Source organism: Bartonella sp. AP19HLJMH, assembly GCF_042196245.1.
GTDB lineage: Bacteria > Pseudomonadota > Alphaproteobacteria > Rhizobiales > Rhizobiaceae > Bartonella.
On the sequence record NZ_JBHIPX010000002.1, the window covers coordinates 56,703 to 74,837 of the forward strand.

An 18,135-nucleotide genomic window follows, 5' to 3' on the forward strand; every position below is an offset into this window, starting at 1 on the left:
TAAGCTTGGTATAAGCCTTAATTGGGCAAATACAAAAACCCTTAAGAATCACTGACAGAATTCCAGCATATATGCTCTTATTATGGAGATTTATTTAAAAATTACAAGAGATTTATATGAAGAAGGAACCTTACAAATTGGTAAGGAAATAGTTCATTTTAATAAAAAATATTTCCATTTTTTGCCATATTTTTGCAAGATAAAAAGACTATACTTAAAAACTTTTCTATTTTCACAGAAACTATGTAATACAATCCCTTATAAATATTCACTATTTTTGCGTTTATGAGAAGAGCGGCAAGTATCATCACACTATTTTCAACCTCCAATATTGCATCTGTTTTGCACGGTTATAAGAGCTATTGAATTGGATTTTTATATAATATATTGATGTATAATGATAAATTGTCTTTTTGAATGCTAAATGATACTCCGAATATCGCAAGATTCTCTGGTTGAAAATCTGTTCATATTAAATCAATCAAGATTATTGACTTGTGTCTTGCAAGAGATATTGTTTTAATGGATTCAACATGAACAGATTCCAAATAAAAGAGATTTAGGATAGTAAGGGCTTTTATTCAATATGAAAAACGGTAATTTATATTTATAATCAATATGTTGCTTTAACAAGACACCATTGAAAATAGTTGAAAAAATGTTTTTTATTAAACAATATATAAAATAAAAAAGGAGAGTTTTTAAACGAAGCACTTAAGAAAGGCTCTGTAAAATCGATATCTGTAAAAACTAAAAAACGTACGAAAATCAATTGTTCAAATCAAATAAACAGAACTTCAAATGCTGTGAAATGTCTCCTCAAAAATTGTGATGTAGGACACATGGATAAAAAATATTGATTCTATTTGAGTTCATTTCTTTTGCACTAACTAAGTGTAGAAATGTAAAGTTGAAAAGAAAGTAAGATCTTATAGTCCCATGAAGAGAAACACGTGAAATGACGAGCAACAAGAATTGATTAAGAGAAATCAATGCGTAATCAGACTTGTGACGGTCAATAATCTCTGTTTTCTAAGGCACTGAACATATCAATGAGAAGATGTACTATTGGAATGACGCCTTGCTTTCATCCAAGTACGCAATTCTTCAATAAGGATGGCAATAACACCGAGAGTGATAAAACTATCTGCAAGGTTGAAAATAGCAAAATAAAAAATATCATCAATATGAAAAAGTATATAATCAGTGACATGATGAAAGCGAATACGATCAATGAGATTGCCGATGGCTCCCCCAATAATAAGAATAAGGCCAAAGCACATTAAAGACTTATTATATTCAGTATTTTTCCATAACCATAGAAGAAAGATAATCACAATGATCGTGATGGCGATGATTCCCCACTGAGAAAAGGAAGAAAAAAACGAAAATGCAATGCCAGAATTGCGCACATGATAAAGGGAAAGAAAAGGAATAAGCGAAATTTCTGTTCCTAAAGGCATATTGTGCATAACCCAGTATTTGACAGCTTGATCAAGTACTACTGTAAAAGCCAAGCCCAAGAGAAGAAAAGGGAGTGATTTACGAATCATGTTTTTCCTCACATGGTTCCAGTATTAAATAGGGGCGACGGATTTCATAAAGCATAACAGCTGTTGCTACAGCTAGATTAAGCGAGTCTGCTCGTCCGCTTTGTGGAATACGCGTAAGTTTATCACACCGATTCGTAAGAAGATCTGATAATCCCTGTTTTTCATTCCCCATTAAAAGGATAATAGGGCCATTTTTGAAGTCAAGTGTGCGATAATCCAGAGAACCTTTGAGGTGTGTTCCAACAATCATACCTTTAAAGTGAGAAGACCAGTTTAAAAAGCCGTTTTCATCAAAACGATAAAGTGGTACAGAGAAAATAGATCCCATGGTTGCGCGGACTGTTTCAGGCGAGAAAGGGTCTGTTGTCTCGCCAATTAAAATAACACCTTTAGCACCTACAGCATCAGCGGTTCGAATAATGGTACCAAGGTTTCCAGGATCACGTACACGATCAAGCGCGATGTAAACATCTTTAATCTGCCCTTTTATCATTTCAAAAGAGTGCCATTTTTGCTTGAAAATACCAATAACTGTTTGTGGATTATCGCGTCGGGTAAGTGATTCCATAACCTTTTGTGAGGCTTTAATAACAAAACCACCGTTGGCTACAGCACGTGCGGCAGTATTTTCGATAGTAGCATTACCGATTTCACTTTTAGAAAAAATAAGCGTCTGTATTGTCCAGCCAAGATTGAGAGCATCAATGACCAATTTCAATCCTTCTGCCATGAAAAGACCTTCTCTATTACGGTTTTTCTTTTGGCTAAGTGCTTTAAGATTTTTTATGATGGGGTTGCTAAGAGAGGTAATTTCTTTCACTCTACCAGTTTTGGGTCTACACATATTCAAGCAATCCAACGGCTAAAAAGAGAAGTAGAAAGAGCACGTCCTGCAACTTCTTCACGCAAAATGAGTTCTCCTGATTCGACCGTACCACCAAGATTTACAAATGCATCACGCATTAAAGCATGAAGTGCAAAGAAGGAAGCACGAATAGAATAAGCCGTAAGGACAACAGAGAGCGGTTTATCAGAGAGAAGTTTACGACAATTTGTGATCATAGCGGGTAAATGATCAAACAGTTGCCAAATTTCACCATGGGGTCCACGCCCATAAGCAGGGGGATCAAGAAGAATCATATCATAGCTTTTCTTACGACGCAGTTCACGCTCGACAAATTTCATAGCATCATCGCAAATCCAGCGAATAGAATGATCTGGTAATCCTGCTCTTTCTTGATTAGCTTTTGCCCACGCAATGGCTTTTTTAGAAGCATCAACATGGGTAACATTCGCACCCGCTCGTGCTCCAATCAAAGAGGCAATACCTGTATAGCCAAAAAGATTCAACAATTTTATAGGGCGTTCGGCTTTAACAATTTGTTCTTCCATAGAGCGCCAATGGGCATCTTGTTCAGGAAAAACCCCCACATGACGAAAGGAAGTAAAACGGCCTAGAAAAGACAATCCATTCCAAGCAAGAGCCCATGTTTCATCAAGTGGCTTTTTAGGAAAATGCCAACGCCCAACCCCTTCTTCATCAAGGTTTCCTGTGAAAATAGCATCAACATCAGCCCATTGTTTTTGTGGTAAAGCGGGTTTCCATAGTGCTTGACCTTCTGGTCGAATAATGCGGTAAGCTCCATAACGTTCTAATTTTTGTCCATGACCAGAATCAATGAGAGCATAGTTTTCGCTTATACCCGTTTCTAAAATAAGGGGCAGCTTTTCCTGCGGATATCTATTGTTATGGGAGAATTGAAAGCATTGTGCGGGCATGTTTTGTATCACGGTATATGAGGTATAAAAATATATTATAAAGCTCTTAAATGTTTCGTAAAAGTGCAAAAAAGCTAAAGTCAATTAAAACATGTATAAAAAAGAAAAAGAGCACTTTTAACTCTGTACTGAATATAAAATACTAAAGAGAAAAGATTTCATTTAAATACCATTACACCAGATTTGTAATAGATGTTTTCAATTTTTCAATCTCGGCTTTACTTTTTTTGAGAGCTTTTTTGTATTTGTGATAGGAAAACCAACTGATCAGATTTCCTAATAAAATACCAAAACCAAAGAAAATAAAGAGCCATATAAAGAGGGGAGCATGATAAGTAAAACTTTCAGGATTTGCTCGAAAAGGATCAAGGGTTAACGGAACCATTTGACGATTAGCCACGATAAAAACAATCAAAACCGCTGCGAGAATCACACCGATACTTGTTAGAAGAATACGTTTAATTATCATAAGTTTCTCACTGATTAAGACGGTCACGTAAATCCTTGCCAGTTTTAAAAAAAGGAATCCACTTTTCTTCAACAGAAACGGCTTCACCTGTTCGTGGATTACGTCCATTACGGGCTGAACGGCTTTTTACAGAAAAAGCTCCAAATCCACGAAGTTCAACGCGATTGCCATTTGCAAGTGCTGTTGCAATTTCCTCAAAAATAGCGTTTACAATATTCTCCACATCCCGTTGAAAAAGATGCGGGTTATGACGAGCGATAATTTGTACAAGCTCTGATTTTACCACAATAGCCTCACTTTCACACAAAAAAATTTTGTAATTGTGCACTTCATGCATATTACAATATATAAACGGATAAAAGCAAAATAAAATCAAGAAAAAACAAATTGCAAGAAACAAAATTTGAAAATACCTTCTATAAAGGGTATACAGATTAAAAATGCGGAGGATTTAAGAGATCAGGAGAGTATGTCCGTACACAATCATTATAAAGCCTTTTCAACGCAATCATCTTTTGGAGATGTTTTAAAAAAAGCATCCCGTCATTCGCGTCGCATTAGCATATTAAAAATTTTTTTACCTCTCGTAGCGTTGATTTCAGCGCTGGTTTTTTGCTGGTTTACGTTTTTCTTGGTTCCTGTTACTTCTGATTCTATGCCTTTGAATAATGGAGAAAGTGGCGTGATGAATTTGACGATGCTCAATCCAAAATTAGAAGGGTATACGCGTGCTCATGAACCTTATTGGCTTAAAGCAGAAAAGGCATTTCAAGACCATACACACGCTGGAATGATTGGGTTGCAAAACATTACAGCTAGAGCATTTATGGGCCAACAACGACAGGTTTTTCTCGTCGCACAAGGGGGGGTTTACGATAACATTAATGGTTTTTTACAGTTGGATAAGCCATTCACGATTACGACGAATGATGGGATGATGGTACGATTTATGTCAGCTAGTATTAACTTATCCGAGGGACAGTTAAAAACAGATCAACGTGTTAATATTCAGCAAGCCGGTTTGAATCTTGCCGCAAACGCCTTACAAATTCGAGAAAAAGGAAAAAACATATATTTCCATGGTGGTGTGCATTTAGTGCTTCAAAAGCAATAACGCAATATCAATACAAATCTTTAAAGGATATTTATAAAGAGAAGTATGTGTATATACAAACAGAAGAATTGAAATAATGAAATCGTACAAAAGATGGATAGGTGTGATGTTAGCTTTTAGCATGGGAATGTTAGGAGAAGGAGCAGTTTTAGGATATGCTGAAGTGGCTCATTTTGGAATAAGTCTATCAAGCGATAAAGAACCGGTAGAACTTCATGCAGATTCTTTGGAAATACGTGATAAAGAAGGGATAGCGCTTTTTAAGGGTGATGTTTCAGTGGTACAAGGTGAACGTCTTTTAAAAACGGCAGAATTAGTTGTTTACTACGATAAAGCATATAAAGAAATTGATAAAAACAAGGAAGATACAAAGGCATCATCTGTTTCTTTATTTGGTTCGTCGAGTATACAAAAAATGGAAGCTTTAGGAAAAGTTTATATAAAAATTGCTACGCAAGTTGCTACGGGTGATAAAGGTGTTTTTGATGGAAAGTCAAAAATGATGAGTTTGACAGGGAATCATGTTGTGTTAACTGATGGTGACAATGTGGCAACGGGGTGCAAACTAACGGCAAATATGGAAAGCGGAAAGGCTTTTTTAGAAGGTTGTGAGACGCCTAAGAAAAAAGGTCGTGTTTCTATTATTTTAAAACAAAATCAAAAGAATGGCCATTAAGATTTCATGTTTGGAATCAAAAGAAAAAAACAGACCGATAGGTATAATCTTGAAAGTGAAGCTTCAAAAAATCCCTTAAAAGGGACCTTGATTGCCAGTAATTTGATTAAAGTTTATCGAGGAAGACGAACTGTTAATGGTGTTTCTTTTGGCATTCGTACGGGAGAAGCCGTTGGCATTTTAGGGCCCAATGGGGCAGGTAAAACAACTTGTTTTTATATGGTGACAGGGCTTATAAAATCTGATGGAGGATCCATTAAAATTGATGGATTTGATATTACGCATCTTCCGATGTATCGACGTGCGCGTTTAGGTATTGGATATCTTCCACAGGAAGCGTCTATTTTTCGTGGTCTTTCAGTAGAAAATAACATTAAAGCTGTTTTAGAGGTCGTTGAAAAAGATCGCCTTAAACAACGTGAAGAGTTAGATAGCCTTTTACATGAATTTAAAATTGATCATTTACGTAAAATGTCTGCACTTTCGTTATCTGGAGGTGAACGTCGGCGACTTGAAATTGCGCGCGCTTTAGCTTCTCGTCCCCATTTTATGTTACTTGATGAACCATTTGCAGGAATTGATCCTATCGCTATTTTCGATATTCAACAACTTATTCGTCATTTAACGAGGCGTGGCATTGGTGTTTTAATAACGGATCATAATGTGCGTGAGACATTAGGGCTTGTCGATCGCGCTTATATTATTCATACAGGGCGGGTGTTAGTTCACGGTTGTCCTAACGATATTATCAACAACGTTGATGTACGCAGAATTTATTTGGGAAATCAGTTTTCTCTTTGATTTTACAGCTTTCACGAGTTTCCATTTAAGTTTAACCAAACATTATTACTGAAAATTTCCTTATTTATGCCAAAACTTCTTTTATGACTATAACCTTAATGTTGTTATTGAGTGGTGAAAAAGGCTTCATCATTAGAGGTTAGTTTGTTGTTTTATAAGTTTAGCTTACTCATAATTGTATCATAGAAAAGATATCACTAGATTAACGTGATAATGAGTGATAAACGAAGCTCTCAATAAATGCGTGTGTTATTGAAAGGTAAGAGATATTTATCATATTTTTCTCTGTCGAATCAAAAAATATATCGATGATGCTGTTTTAGGTATTTTGATGGGAGCACCGGTTTATATATTGCGGTTATTCAATAGGAGTTGTCGTATTTTATTGGTTTATATCGCCTATTTGAAAATAGGAACTTGGCTACAGATATCAGGCTAAATCTATAAATCTTTTAAAATAATCATTAAATTTCTAAAAATCTTTATATTCTTGTTATAAGTCGATGTTCAAGCTATACAGTAATTTTCAAAGTAAAGGTCCATTTTGCTCAGTATGCTTTTCATCTTAATTTAAGGGCTCATTGTTTAAAGAAAGAAAAACTCTGATGGCGGATTATACATCAACTCTTATGACAAGTTTAATAAGTTTATGAATAATGGCCTTTTCTAGAGTCGTAAGGAAATTAACTTTATGAACAACTTCATTTGTTTGGTTTCTCATGCCGTTAATGATGATCCGAATACTATTTATTATTGTTTTAGAAGTGATATGAGATGTATTGAGCCATCACCCATTATAAATTGAAAAGTAAAAACACATGCGATGTTGCGAAAAGTGAAAGAACATTAAGTATCTATAGCGTTTATAGGTTTATTGATGAGCATTTTAGCGTGTAAGAGGAAAATTAAAGTATGAATTTGAGTGAGTTAATAGCACCGGAAGCGATCATTCCGGCTCTTAAGGCTAATTCGAAAAAACAGGTTCTGCAAATTTTAGCCGAAAAAGCTTCCAAGCTAACAGGTCTTAGTGAACATGTGATTTTTGATGTTGTTTTACAACGCGAGAAGCTTGGTTCAACGGGTTTGGGTGGAGGTATTGCGATTCCTCATGGAAAATTACCTGATATTAATCGGATCATTGGTATATTTGCACGTCTTGAAAGTCCTGTTGATTTTGAAGCTCTTGACGACGAACCTATAGATCTCGTTTTTCTCCTTTTAGCACCTGAAAATGCTGGTGCAGATCACTTAAAAGCTTTATCACAGATCGCACGTGTTTTGCGTCACACTGATGTTGTACAAAAGTTGCGCAGTACGCATAATGCCAATGCGCTTTATGCTTTATTGATTCAAACTTCAGAATCAAATGCAGCTTAAAAGTTATTATGAGCGTATAAATTGCGAGGTATGCACTACAGAGCGTAGGAAATAATATAATTTGCATCTTAAGACTAATAACAAAAGGTTATGTCATGAGATTTAAGAAAATTACTTCTAATTGAACCTTCTTTTTAAAGAGTAACCAACAAAAACGAAGGGCTTTTCCTTTCTTGTTCTCGTATATTAAAGCATCTAATTATTATGTTCGTGGATTCTTTTATCCTGTTATACTGTAAAAACACTATCATTTGAGATATGGTGAGATAAATTCTGTAAGTCTTCTTAATATATTAAGTGCTTTTAGAGTGCGTGGTAAATATTTTTAAACAGGACTTGTCTGTAGAGCCTTTAGTTAAGTGAATCACATGAGTGGGAAGAAAAGAGGAGATCGCTCGACAAGAATCCAAACTTTTTCAGTCCAGATTGGATTAAGAATCTTCGTCCTTTGAAAGCGGGAAAGAAATCAACAGAAAAGTTTATTTGTGCATTGAATTTTTTTGTAAGTTGAGTTTGAGTGTTTAGGGATAATATTTTAATGCTCAAGAAGAAATAAGAGATATATTGTATCTTCAGTATAGCAAGATATTGATTTTAAATATAATTCACTATTTCGCATGTTAGATGAGAGATCCGAATATTGTAAAATTCTCTCATTCCAAACTTGTTTATGTTGAATCAATCAAAACCATTTCCTTGCACGTTGTAAACGGAATTAGCGTGTGGATAAAAACTGTACAAGAAAGGGGTAAAAATGCTTCTTATGAATCGTCTCAAGTATTGAGGGTTGCAGCAAAACATTGGGGGCTGGAAAATAGTGTTATGATGCCAGCTTTCTTCTTCACAAGTGGAGAGATCAACTATTTTATAGATATGATTTAGATGTCTGCTGTTGTATAGAGCTCATGCTAAAGAACAATTTTGTACGGTAAGAATGAAAATTATACCTTTAGGTTGGGTGAAAGAGTTTTTATGCATAGGAAGATTTATTTAAGTGTCTTTAATTGATTAAAATATTGTTTAAAAAATGGTAATGTTAGAACTGCTATAGAAAAAAGTTTTATATTTCTTTTTATAAATTACTTAGAAATAAGATAAGGAGACTTTCCCAAAGAATTCTTAAGAAGTTTTTTATAACAGAAAGAAAAATATCGTCTAATACATTAAAATAATACGATTAAGCTATTATAAGTTACTAAAATCATTTTAGAAATTAATAATTGGAGATGAAATATATAGGGAAATAAGATCAAAAGAAACAAAATTGTATGTGATTATTGAGATAGAATCTAAATTCTTTATGTTTTATTATTAATATCTTGATAATATTTTATTATTTTTACAAGGTCTTTTGAAGATTGAGAAAAAGTGTTATCGGGACGATATTGAATACGAAATATGAATGCACTATAATGAGTAAAAGATGGAGTATTCTGCGAACATAAATGTATTGAATGCATAAAGTCGAGAAGTGATATTCGTAAGGCGATTAAGCTTTTTTGCGGGGAGTCTGGGGTGTATTTTCAAAATTTTGCATCAGATTGCTTGTGATATAAAGAGTAAGGTTTATTTCTTAACAGAGTGGTGGTATATTTTCATCTCGTTTTGAAGTTCTATAGCTTAAAGAAATCGTTTTTTATACAAAAACGAAATAAGTAGCGTAAAATGAAGATATTATTTTTTAATGTGGTTATTGAATAAGAAGTTTATGTTTTGGTAACGATTAAAAGGTCACAATGAAACGTAGAAATCTATTTTGATTAGTGTGAAAATATTTCGCTTATTGAAGGAATTAGGACAATAACACATGAATATCGAGGAGTTTTTGTTAAATTTTTCCAATGAAGAAAATCTTGTTAGAGACTAAAGAAGTGAGCTAAATGAAGATGTTTGAAAAGACTGTTATTGCTGCATCTGTAATGGTTCTTGTTACAGCGGGAGTGGCATATGCACAAACGCCAAGCCGTTTAAATCAATTTGAAGCGTGGGGAGCCTATTCTTATAAATCGCCCAAAAATACGATTTGCTATGTGTTATCGGTACCTTTGAAGGCTCTTCCAACGACAGTTAATCATGGCGATAATTTTTTCTTGGTTACCAAGCGTTCTCATTCACCTATTTCGTTTGAACCGCAGTTTATGGCTGGTTATACCCTTCAAGAAGGGTCGAGAGTGACAGTGACCATTGGAGGTAAGGACTTTGATTTTTTCACGAAAGATTCCTCAGCTTGGCTGGCGTCATCAGAGCTAGAAAAGCAGCTTGTTTCTGCTATGCGTGCTGGAAGCAATATGACAGTGCAAGCGATATCAAAACGAGGAACGCATACCACTTATACTTATTCCTTAAAAGGGGTCACTGCTGCATTAAATGCAGCTCAAAAGTGCCATTAAGGTTTCGATAACTCTAAAATAGTGATGTGAATTGGAAAGCAATGGCCATTTCTTATGACCTTAGACCAGTTGGTTCATGTTTTGCACGAAAAACAGATAATGTGGTCGTGAAGGAGAGTTCTAAGCTCTCTTTAATTGGTTTGTCGCAAGATGAAATGATGCAAGCTTTAAAGACAGTTGGTGTACCAGAGCATCAAACGCGTATGCGTGTGCGTCAGCTTTGGCATTGGCTTTATGTGCGTGGTGTTTCAAATTTTGATGAGATGCTGAATATTTCTAAAGCAATGCAAGAAACACTTAAGTGTCATTTCTCCATTGCGCGCCCAGAAATTGTTGGAGAACAAATATCAAAAGATGGTACGCGTAAATGGCTCTTACGTTTTCCTGCACGTGGAGCTGGAAGGCCTGTTGAAATTGAAACGGTTTATATCCCTGAAGAAGGACGTGGTACTTTATGTCTTTCATCGCAAGTAGGGTGTACGTTAACCTGCTCTTTTTGCCATACGGGAACGCAGATGCTTGTTCGTAATCTGACCGCAGAAGAAATTTTGGCACAATTATTGGTTGCACGTGATTGTTTGGGTGATTTTCCTGATAAGAATACCCCTGATGGAGCAATTGTTCCCATTGAAGGACGAAAAATTACCAATATTGTTATGATGGGAATGGGAGAACCTCTTTATAATTTTGAAGCTGTTAAAAAAGCTTTATTGATTGCCTCTGATGGCGATGGACTTTCTTTATCAAAACGTCGAATTACGCTTTCAACTAGTGGAGTTGTTCCTGGAATTATCCGAACTGGAGAAGAAATTGGTGTTATGTTAGCAATTTCACTCCACGCAGTACACGATACACTAAGGGATATGCTTGTTCCCATTAATAAAAAATATCCGCTTGCTTTACTAATGGAGGCTTGCCGTAATTATCCTGGTCTTTCCAATGCAAAACGAATCACATTTGAATATGTTATGCTGAAAGATATCAATGATAGTTTAGATGATGCTAAGCGATTGATTCAGTTATTGAAAGGGATTCCTGCTAAGATTAATTTAATCCCTTTTAATCCGTGGCCAGGGAGTAATTATCAATGTTCTGATTGGGAGCAAATCGAGCGTTTTGCTGATGTCGTTAATCAAGCGGGCTATGCTTCTCCTATTCGGATACCGCGTGGACGCGATATTTTAGCTGCATGTGGACAGCTTAAATCAGCTTCAGAGCGCTTACGTAAATCTGAACGTTTACGACTTGAAAATGCCATTGGTCATTAGGTAACGCAATTTTCAGCGATATCGAGGCCTATACTTTTTTGTTTGTAAATTAATATCCAAACCTCATGCGATGGCATATGTGAGACAGAGATTAAGATGGATAAGTGCTAGACGAACAGTTTCAGCGTTTATATGCTAAATGGGGTAAGATATTGTCTATAGTCTTGTTTGCATAATCTCTGAAATTAAGAAGGAAGCCTAATTTAGAGGGAATATGAGGTCTTAAGGATTATAACTAATTTCTACCTTATTATCGTACTCATTAATTAGGTTTTGTGTCTTTTAAAAGCATCTACGGTAATATCTTTTAAAAAGTGGAGATTGTGCACTGCCTCATGCTTTTGTTTATTATTTTCTTAAATAAGATCACGCATCACAAGCAAAACAGAGGATCTAAAATATAAATACCATTAAGTTATCCATTGATATGTTTTTTAAGTATCTCTTAGTACACTCTTCATATCACGATAATGCTTGTGAGGAGTGTAACAAAAAGCTTCTGTGAATGTATTGTACTCCTACACCTTTATGTTTAATAAAGGTGTAAATTGGTACCACCATTCTATTTTTCAGCTCCCAATGTTGTAACAGCTTTTAGTACTTGAGATGGTTTATAAGAGGTGTTTTTATTCTTTTCTTAGATAGTTTTTATCCATACGAAAACTCCAGCTTCTCTTGTGATGTACAAAGGAAAGGTATTGTTTTATTCAAAACAAACAGGTTTGAAATGAAAAAATCTTATAATATTTGTTTTTTTATTTAAATTAAAAGCGATACATTACACGTATAAATCAATGTTTTGTAACCACAAGGAGATGGAGGGCAAAGCTGGTAAAAGTACCAGCAATAAGCCAGTCGAGAAAGCGAATATAAAGAGGGTTCTTTTTGAGAGTTTTGGTAAGTTTATGCGCTGTAAAAACGATTGCAATTGTAATGGGGAAAGAAATAGGAATATAAGAGAGTCCTAAAAAGAGCAATTTTTGTGTTGCCATAGGATCATTCGCATTGATAAATTGTGGTAAGAATGTCGCGTTAAAGAGTATAACTTTAGGATTGAGAAGATTAATTCCAATACCAGCAAGATAGTTACGTTTAGCGCTTTGAGATTTAGAAGATGTCTGTTCAAAGGAAAAAGTGGGGTTTCTCCGTAAAGCTTGAAAGGAAAACCATAAAAGATAAAAGGCGCCAACAATTTTCAGAAGAACAAAAGTATGTGGTGCAGCAAAAATAAGCGCTGATAAGCCAAGTGCTACAGCGGTAACCTGAATGGCAAACCCTGTTGCACTACCCAAGGCGCACATAATTCCAGCTTTTTTGCTTTGTGTAATGGTTCGTCCTACAGAAAGCATCATATCTGGTCCTGGAATAAGTGCTAAAATCAACGATGCTAAAGCAAATTGTACAACAATAGACCACTCCGGTAGAAATGACACGTAAATCTCCTTTTATTTTTAAGCAGTGTTCACTATTTATACTTTGAGGCACCTTTATTTACGCTTTTTGCGTCTTTTTAATGTTGCTTAAAAAGAATTTATTTTTATATTTCTTGCATCGTTTTGATTTTTGGGTAGAAATAAAAAAGTAGCTCATATAGAACTTTAAAATGAAAAAGTGGCAAAATATTAGAAAAGTTGTTTTGGCTTATTCAGGTGGATTGGATACGTCAATTATTCTTAAATGGTTGCAAAGTGCGCTAGGTGTTGAAGTTGTAACTTTTACAGCAGATTTGGGGCAGGGGGAAGAGCTAGAACTTGCTCGTCGTAAAGCTGAAATGCTAGGTGTTAAAGAGATCTACATTGAAGATTTGCGCGAAGAATTTGTGCGTGATTTTGTGTTTCCGATGTTTCGAGCCAATACCGTTTATGAGGGGACTTATCTTTTAGGAACATCAATTGCACGTCCACTTATTTCAAAACGCCTTATTGAAATTGCTGAGGAAACAGGGGCAGATGCCATTGCTCATGGAGCAACAGGAAAAGGCAATGATCAGGTACGCTTTGAGCTTTCCGCTTATGCGCTTAATCCTGATATAAAGATTATTGCTCCATGGCGTGATTGGGATTTTAAGAGTCGGACAGATCTCTTTGAATTTGCTCGTATTCATCAAATTCCTGTAGAAAAGGATAAGCAAGGTGAAGCGCCTTTTTCAGTGGATGTAAATTTATTGCATTCTTCATCAGAAGGAAAGATTTTAGAAGATCCAGCACTTCCTGCTCCTGAATATGTCCATATGCGTACTCTTTCGCCGGAAGATGCTCCAGATCAAGCAACCAGAATTACTCTTGGCTTTAAAAAAGGCGATGCTGTTTCAATCAATGGAAAAAATTTATCTCCTGCAACTTTACTTGCAGAATTAAATCATTATGGGCGCGATAATGGTATTGGTCGGTTAGATTTGGTAGAAAATCGCTTTGTGGGTATGAAATCGCGGGGTATTTATGAAACACCAGGTGGAACCATTCTTTTGACGGCTCACAGAGCTATAGAATCTTTAACGTTAGATCGTGGCGCAGCTCATTTAAAAGATGAATTGATGCCACGTTATGCAGAACTCATTTATTATGGATTTTGGTTTTCGCCGGAACGTAAGATGTTGCAGGCAGCTATTGATTTATCTCAAGAACATGTTGAAGGTGAAGTCACGTTAAAGCTTTATAAGGGGAATGTAATTATTGAAGGGCGCCAAAGTAAGAAATCACTTTATTCCAGTGAGTTAGTAACTTTCGAGGATGATCAAGGTGTTTATGATCAAAGAGATGCAACTGGTTTTATTAAATTAAATGCTCTACGTTTGCGTACATTAGCAATGCGTCATCAAGGTGATAAAGAAAAGAAATAGAAAATTACGGTGACAAGTGTAATATGGATTAGTGCTTTTGTATGAAATGCCTAGTTTAAGCATTTTTCTGTTGGTTTTTACCGTTCTTTCGTTCAATACTAGAAGCTTATCTTCTGCGCTAATAAATATAATAAGCAAAACCCATGATAATAATAGCAATGAAGGCTTCGATAATCAAAACAGGTCAATTTTGCTTTATAATATTGAATGTTTTTGATTTTTATCAGAACAAAATATGTTTATAACGAGGGCGGTTTTTGTATAGTGACTTAAGAGTATAAAGAAATTTTCATCTTTTTGCTTGCTATTATTGACGAATAAATTCAAGAACCATACACCCTATTTTGAAAGAGTGTAATTTTTAGGATAAATAATGATGCGTGATCAGTGTGATACCCTCAACCTTACGCCTGAATTAAAAGATGCAGCTTCTCAATCGAGAACTTGGCCATTTGAAGAAGCACGTAAGATTATCAAACGGTATGAAAAAACGGGTTATCCAGACAGTGTGATATTTGAAACAGGTTATGGCCCTTCTGGTTTACCGCATATTGGAACTTTTGGGGAAGTTGCACGTACAACCATGGTGCGTCATGCATTTCATATTCTCACGGAGAATAAAGTAAAAACAAAATTACTTTGTTTTTCTGATGATATGGATGGTTTGCGCAAGGTTCCTGAGAATGTGCCTGATCGCGAGAGGATGGAACATTATCTTGGTCAACCGTTGAGCCGTGTACCCGACCCTTTTGGAGATGATTATCCTTCTTTTGGAGCGGCAAATAATGCGCGGTTACGGGCTTTCCTTGATCGTTTTGGTTTTGATTATGAATTTGCAAGTGCTACGGATTATTACAATTCCGGTCGTTTTGATGAAACACTTTTGAAAATCCTTGCCTGTTATGACAAGGTTATGGCAATTATTTTACCAACATTAGGTGAAGAACGGCAAGCGACCTATTCACTCTTTCTACCGATTTCTCCCTTTTCTGGAAAAGTATTACAGGTACCGATGATTGCGCGTAATGTTGAAAAAGGGACTGTCACTTATATTGAACCTGAAACAGGAGAAACCATAGAAACAGAGGTTACGGGGGGCAAAGTTAAGTGTCAGTGGAAGGTAGATTGGGCAATGCGTTGGACAGCACTTAGCATTGATTATGAAATGGCCGGAAAAGACCTTATCGATTCCACAAATCTTTCTTCTAAAATTTGTAAAGTATTAGGTGGAAAGCCCCCAGAAGGATTCAACTATGAGCTCTTTTTAGATGAGAAAGGGCAGAAAATTTCCAAATCCAAGGGAAATGGCTTAACCATTGATGAATGGCTTACATATGCCCCAACAGAGAGTTTAGGGCTTTATATGTTTTCAAAACCTAAAACAGCAAAAAGGCTTTATTTTGATGTTATTCCTAAAGCTGTAGATGAATATTATGCTCATCTTTCTGCTTATGGTCGTCAAAGTTGGCAAGAACGGCTTAGTAATCCTGTATGGCATATTCATAATGGTTGTCCACCGCAGGTTGATTTGCCTGTATCCTTTGCGATGCTTTTAAATTTGGTAAGTGCTTCAAATGCGGAGAATGCAGAAGTTCTTTGGGGTTTTATTTCTCGTTACGCTAAAGAAGCAAATGCACAAACTTATCCAGAACTTGATCAATTGGTGAAGTTTGCCATTAAATATTTTGATGTTTTTGTTAAACCAAACAAGAAATTTCGTATACCAGATGATAGCGAACGAGCAACATTAGCACAAATTGATGAAAAATTAGCTCATTTACCTGAAACTGTTGATGGCAACATATTACAAAATATGCTTCTTGATGTTGCAAGGTTAACGGAACGCTATCAAGATCATAGCAAAAAAAGCCCTGAAGGTGGGCCTGGTGTTTCTAATGTTTTTTTTCAAATGTTGTATGAAGTCCTTCTTGGACAAGAGCGAGGTCCACGATGGGGATCATTTATAGCGCTTTATGGGATTAATGAAATGCGTGCACTGATTGCTGAAACACTTGCACGTCCTGTGGAGGAATAATGGAACGAAGAGTGCAGGAAGTAAAGCGACGCCGTACATTTGCAATTATTGCTCACCCAGATGCGGGGAAAACAACATTAACAGAAAAGCTTTTATTGTTTGGTGGTGCTATTCAACTTGCAGGAGAAGTAAAAGCCAAAAAAGATCGTATTCAAACCCGTTCTGATTGGATGAATATTGAGCGTGATCGTGGTATTTCCGTTGTGACTTCGGTGATGACGTTTGAATATGAAAATCATATTTTTAATCTCCTAGATACTCCAGGACATGAGGACTTTGCGGATGATACGTATCGCACTCTCACAGCTGTTGATAGTGCTATCATGGTATTGGATGGGGCACGCGGAATTGAGCCAAGAACACTGAAATTGTTTGAAGTATGTCGGATGCGGGATATTCCTATTGTTACGTTTATCAATAAAATGGATCGTGAGGCACGTGATCCTATAGAGCTTTTAGATGAAATTGAAGAAAAGCTTGCTCTTGATACCGCGCCTATAACATGGCCAATTGGTACGGGTAAAGATTTTGTTGGTACCTATGACCTTCATCATAATCGTTTTCGTCAAAAAGATGATGAGATAACACAGCAAATAGTTTCAAATCCCAGAGAGGTTGTCCATTTACTCCCTGAATATCAACGTTCCACTTTTATTGAAGGGGTAGAACTTGCTCAAAGTGTTTGCAAGAATTTTGATCTTCAAGCTTTCCGTGAAGGTCATATGACTCCGGTTTATTTTGGTTCAGCTTTACGAAATTTTGGTGTTCGTGATTTGATCAATGCACTTATTGATTTTGGTCAAAGTCCTCGTGATCAAAGTGCAGATCAGCGCAATATCATAGCAACTGAACCTAAAATGACGGGATTTGTTTTTAAAATTCAAGCGAATATGGATCCTAATCATCGTGATCGTATTGCATTTTTTCGGGTATGCTCGGGAACACTTGAACGTGGTATGAAAACAAAGTTGGTCCGAACAGGAAAACCGATGACACTTTCGGCTCCACAATTTTTCTTTGCGCGTTCGCGCCAAATTGCTGATCAAGCCTATGCTGGTGATATCGTAGGAATCCCTAATCATGGAACATTGCGTATCGGCGATACTTTGACTGAAGGAGAAGATATCCTCTTTAAGGGAGTACCAAATTTTGCACCAGAGATTTTGCGTCGTGTTTGTTTGGGCGATCCAATGAAAGCAAAAAAGCTCAAAGAAGCTTTGCAACAAATGGCTGAAGAAGGGGTTGTACAATTGTTTATTCCTGATGATGGGTCGCCTTCTCTCATTGGTGTTATTGGTGCTTTGCAAATTGATGTCTTAAAAGAACGATTAAAAATAGAATATTCTTTGCCAGTGAATTTTGAGTCTGCGCGCTTTAATTTATGCCGTTGGATTTCAGCGCAGAGCAAAGATGAGTTGCAAAAGTTTCTCAGCAATCACCGCTCTGCTATTGCGTATGATTTAGAAGGTGATCCAGTTTTTTTAGCGGAGAACCATTTTTCATTAAATTATGAAGCAGAAAGAGCTCCTAAGATAAAATTTTCTACTTTTAAAGATTATCAAGTAAGCTTTTAATGTAAAGAAGAATTTTTTATGTAACAATTTGGTTGATAATGATTTTTCATATTGAGTTGGGGATCTGAATATTGTTATTTTTTCTGAAAACAAAAGGAGTATGTAAAGAACACTTTCAGATTGCACTGTATAAAGAATACGGTAAATTTATTTTATAATATTCAATAAGTTATAATATATTTGTAATTGTAACGTCTTTTAAAATTTTGATATATTTTTTCACAATAGCTTAAGACAAGGTCATATATTTCAGTATTTTG

At 35.9% G+C, this 18,135-nt stretch carries 16 protein-coding genes; 10 read left to right on the top strand and 6 right to left on the bottom strand.

The window, feature by feature from the left end; genetic code table 11:
- Window positions 1-1,049 precede the first annotated feature (1,049 nt).
- The 5 genes from lspA to ihfB all read right to left on the bottom strand — a co-directional run bounded on the left by lspA (window position 1,050) and on the right by ihfB (window position 4,087).
- The gene (lspA, locus tag ACFINR_RS01810; protein ID WP_375612774.1) at window positions 1,050-1,553 is read right to left on the bottom strand and encodes a signal peptidase II; all 504 of its coding nucleotides are present in this window, start codon (window positions 1,551-1,553) and stop codon (window positions 1,050-1,052) included.
- Window positions 1,543-2,397, bottom strand: a complete 855-nt coding sequence (locus ACFINR_RS01815) for a TrmH family RNA methyltransferase (RefSeq protein ID WP_375611349.1) — start codon at window positions 2,395-2,397, stop codon at window positions 1,543-1,545. Before ACFINR_RS01815 ends, lspA begins: the two co-directional genes overlap by 11 nt.
- 2 nt (window positions 2,398-2,399) lie before the next feature.
- Window positions 2,400-3,332 (bottom strand): class I SAM-dependent methyltransferase, encoded by a 933-nt coding sequence (locus ACFINR_RS01820; RefSeq protein WP_375620886.1) that lies wholly within the window; start codon window positions 3,330-3,332, stop codon window positions 2,400-2,402.
- Window positions 3,333-3,504: 172 nt separating this feature from the next.
- Entirely contained in the window at window positions 3,505-3,801 is a 297-nt protein-coding gene (locus tag ACFINR_RS01825; RefSeq protein WP_273790185.1) for a lipopolysaccharide assembly protein LapA domain-containing protein, read from the bottom strand.
- 7 nt (window positions 3,802-3,808) lie between these two features.
- Complete coding sequence (ihfB, locus tag ACFINR_RS01830; RefSeq protein ID WP_273790186.1) at window positions 3,809-4,087, bottom strand: integration host factor subunit beta; 279 nt, start codon at window positions 4,085-4,087, stop codon at window positions 3,809-3,811.
- 183 nt (window positions 4,088-4,270) lie between these two features.
- Here ihfB and lptC point away from each other — a divergent pair, with 183 nt between their 5' ends.
- The 7 genes from lptC (at window position 4,271) to rlmN (ending at window position 11,427) form a co-directional block, all read left to right on the top strand.
- A complete protein-coding gene (gene lptC, locus ACFINR_RS01835) occupies window positions 4,271-4,915 on the top strand; it encodes an LPS export ABC transporter periplasmic protein LptC (protein WP_375652375.1) in 645 nt (214 codons plus the stop codon).
- A gap of 76 nt (window positions 4,916-4,991) precedes the next feature.
- Window positions 4,992-5,591, top strand: coding sequence for an LptA/OstA family protein (locus ACFINR_RS01840; RefSeq protein ID WP_375612778.1), 600 nt, complete (start codon window positions 4,992-4,994; stop codon window positions 5,589-5,591).
- A 6-nt stretch (window positions 5,592-5,597) separates the two neighbouring features.
- Window positions 5,598-6,392 carry an LPS export ABC transporter ATP-binding protein gene (gene lptB, locus ACFINR_RS01845; RefSeq protein WP_012754448.1) on the top strand — a complete coding sequence of 265 codons (795 nt, stop codon included), beginning with the start codon at window positions 5,598-5,600 and terminating at the stop codon, window positions 6,390-6,392.
- Window positions 6,393-7,304: 912 nt separating this feature from the next.
- Window positions 7,305-7,769 carry a PTS IIA-like nitrogen regulatory protein PtsN gene (gene ptsN / locus ACFINR_RS01850; protein ID WP_375611353.1) on the top strand — a complete coding sequence of 155 codons (465 nt, stop codon included), beginning with the start codon at window positions 7,305-7,307 and terminating at the stop codon, window positions 7,767-7,769.
- A gap of 624 nt (window positions 7,770-8,393) precedes the next feature.
- Window positions 8,394-8,651, top strand: coding sequence for a hypothetical protein (locus tag ACFINR_RS01855; protein ID WP_375652376.1), 258 nt, complete (start codon window positions 8,394-8,396; stop codon window positions 8,649-8,651).
- Window positions 8,652-9,655: 1,004 nt separating this feature from the next.
- Complete coding sequence (locus tag ACFINR_RS01860; protein WP_375611465.1) at window positions 9,656-10,159, top strand: invasion associated locus B family protein; 504 nt, start codon at window positions 9,656-9,658, stop codon at window positions 10,157-10,159.
- A gap of 41 nt (window positions 10,160-10,200) precedes the next feature.
- A complete protein-coding gene (rlmN, locus tag ACFINR_RS01865; protein ID WP_375612780.1) occupies window positions 10,201-11,427 on the top strand; it encodes a 23S rRNA (adenine(2503)-C(2))-methyltransferase RlmN in 1,227 nt (408 codons plus the stop codon).
- A gap of 791 nt (window positions 11,428-12,218) precedes the next feature.
- Here the strand turns inward: rlmN and ACFINR_RS01870 are convergent.
- Window positions 12,219-12,860, bottom strand: coding sequence for a LysE family translocator (locus ACFINR_RS01870; protein WP_375612781.1), 642 nt, complete (start codon window positions 12,858-12,860; stop codon window positions 12,219-12,221).
- A 170-nt stretch (window positions 12,861-13,030) separates the two neighbouring features.
- Between ACFINR_RS01870 and ACFINR_RS01875 the strand changes: the two genes are divergently transcribed.
- From ACFINR_RS01875 to ACFINR_RS01885, 3 genes are all read left to right on the top strand, one after another.
- Window positions 13,031-14,266, top strand: a complete 1,236-nt coding sequence (locus ACFINR_RS01875) for an argininosuccinate synthase (protein ID WP_375632121.1) — start codon at window positions 13,031-13,033, stop codon at window positions 14,264-14,266.
- Window positions 14,267-14,639: 373 nt separating this feature from the next.
- The gene (locus tag ACFINR_RS01880) at window positions 14,640-16,301 is read left to right on the top strand and encodes a lysine--tRNA ligase (protein WP_375652377.1); all 1,662 of its coding nucleotides are present in this window, start codon (window positions 14,640-14,642) and stop codon (window positions 16,299-16,301) included.
- Window positions 16,301-17,875: a peptide chain release factor 3 gene (locus ACFINR_RS01885; protein WP_375652378.1), complete on the top strand. Its 1,575-nt coding sequence runs from the start codon at window positions 16,301-16,303 to the stop codon at window positions 17,873-17,875. The genes ACFINR_RS01880 and ACFINR_RS01885 overlap by 1 nt, the downstream gene beginning before the upstream one ends.
- The last annotated feature ends 260 nt before the right edge of the window (window positions 17,876-18,135 follow it).

Coding starts and splice junctions, on each gene's coding strand:
- ACFINR_RS01815 (WP_375611349.1), bottom strand. CDS start 2,397: ATGTGTAGACCCAAAACTGGTAGAGTGAAAGAAATTACCTCTCTTAGC.
- ACFINR_RS01825 (WP_273790185.1), bottom strand. CDS start 3,801: ATGATAATTAAACGTATTCTTCTAACAAGTATCGGTGTGATTCTCGCA.
- rlmN (WP_375612780.1), top strand. CDS start 10,201: ATGGCCATTTCTTATGACCTTAGACCAGTTGGTTCATGTTTTGCACGA.
- ACFINR_RS01840 (WP_375612778.1), top strand. CDS start 4,992: ATGAAATCGTACAAAAGATGGATAGGTGTGATGTTAGCTTTTAGCATG.
- ACFINR_RS01855 (WP_375652376.1), top strand. CDS start 8,394: ATGAGAGATCCGAATATTGTAAAATTCTCTCATTCCAAACTTGTTTAT.
- ptsN (WP_375611353.1), top strand. CDS start 7,305: ATGAATTTGAGTGAGTTAATAGCACCGGAAGCGATCATTCCGGCTCTT.
- ACFINR_RS01875 (WP_375632121.1), top strand. CDS start 13,031: ATGAAAAAGTGGCAAAATATTAGAAAAGTTGTTTTGGCTTATTCAGGT.
- lptC (WP_375652375.1), top strand. CDS start 4,271: ATGTCCGTACACAATCATTATAAAGCCTTTTCAACGCAATCATCTTTT.
- ACFINR_RS01860 (WP_375611465.1), top strand. CDS start 9,656: ATGTTTGAAAAGACTGTTATTGCTGCATCTGTAATGGTTCTTGTTACA.
- ACFINR_RS01880 (WP_375652377.1), top strand. CDS start 14,640: ATGATGCGTGATCAGTGTGATACCCTCAACCTTACGCCTGAATTAAAA.
- ACFINR_RS01885 (WP_375652378.1), top strand. CDS start 16,301: ATGGAACGAAGAGTGCAGGAAGTAAAGCGACGCCGTACATTTGCAATT.
- ACFINR_RS01820 (WP_375620886.1), bottom strand. CDS start 3,332: ATGCCCGCACAATGCTTTCAATTCTCCCATAACAATAGATATCCGCAG.
- lptB (WP_012754448.1), top strand. CDS start 5,598: ATGTTTGGAATCAAAAGAAAAAAACAGACCGATAGGTATAATCTTGAA.
- lspA (WP_375612774.1), bottom strand. CDS start 1,553: ATGATTCGTAAATCACTCCCTTTTCTTCTCTTGGGCTTGGCTTTTACA.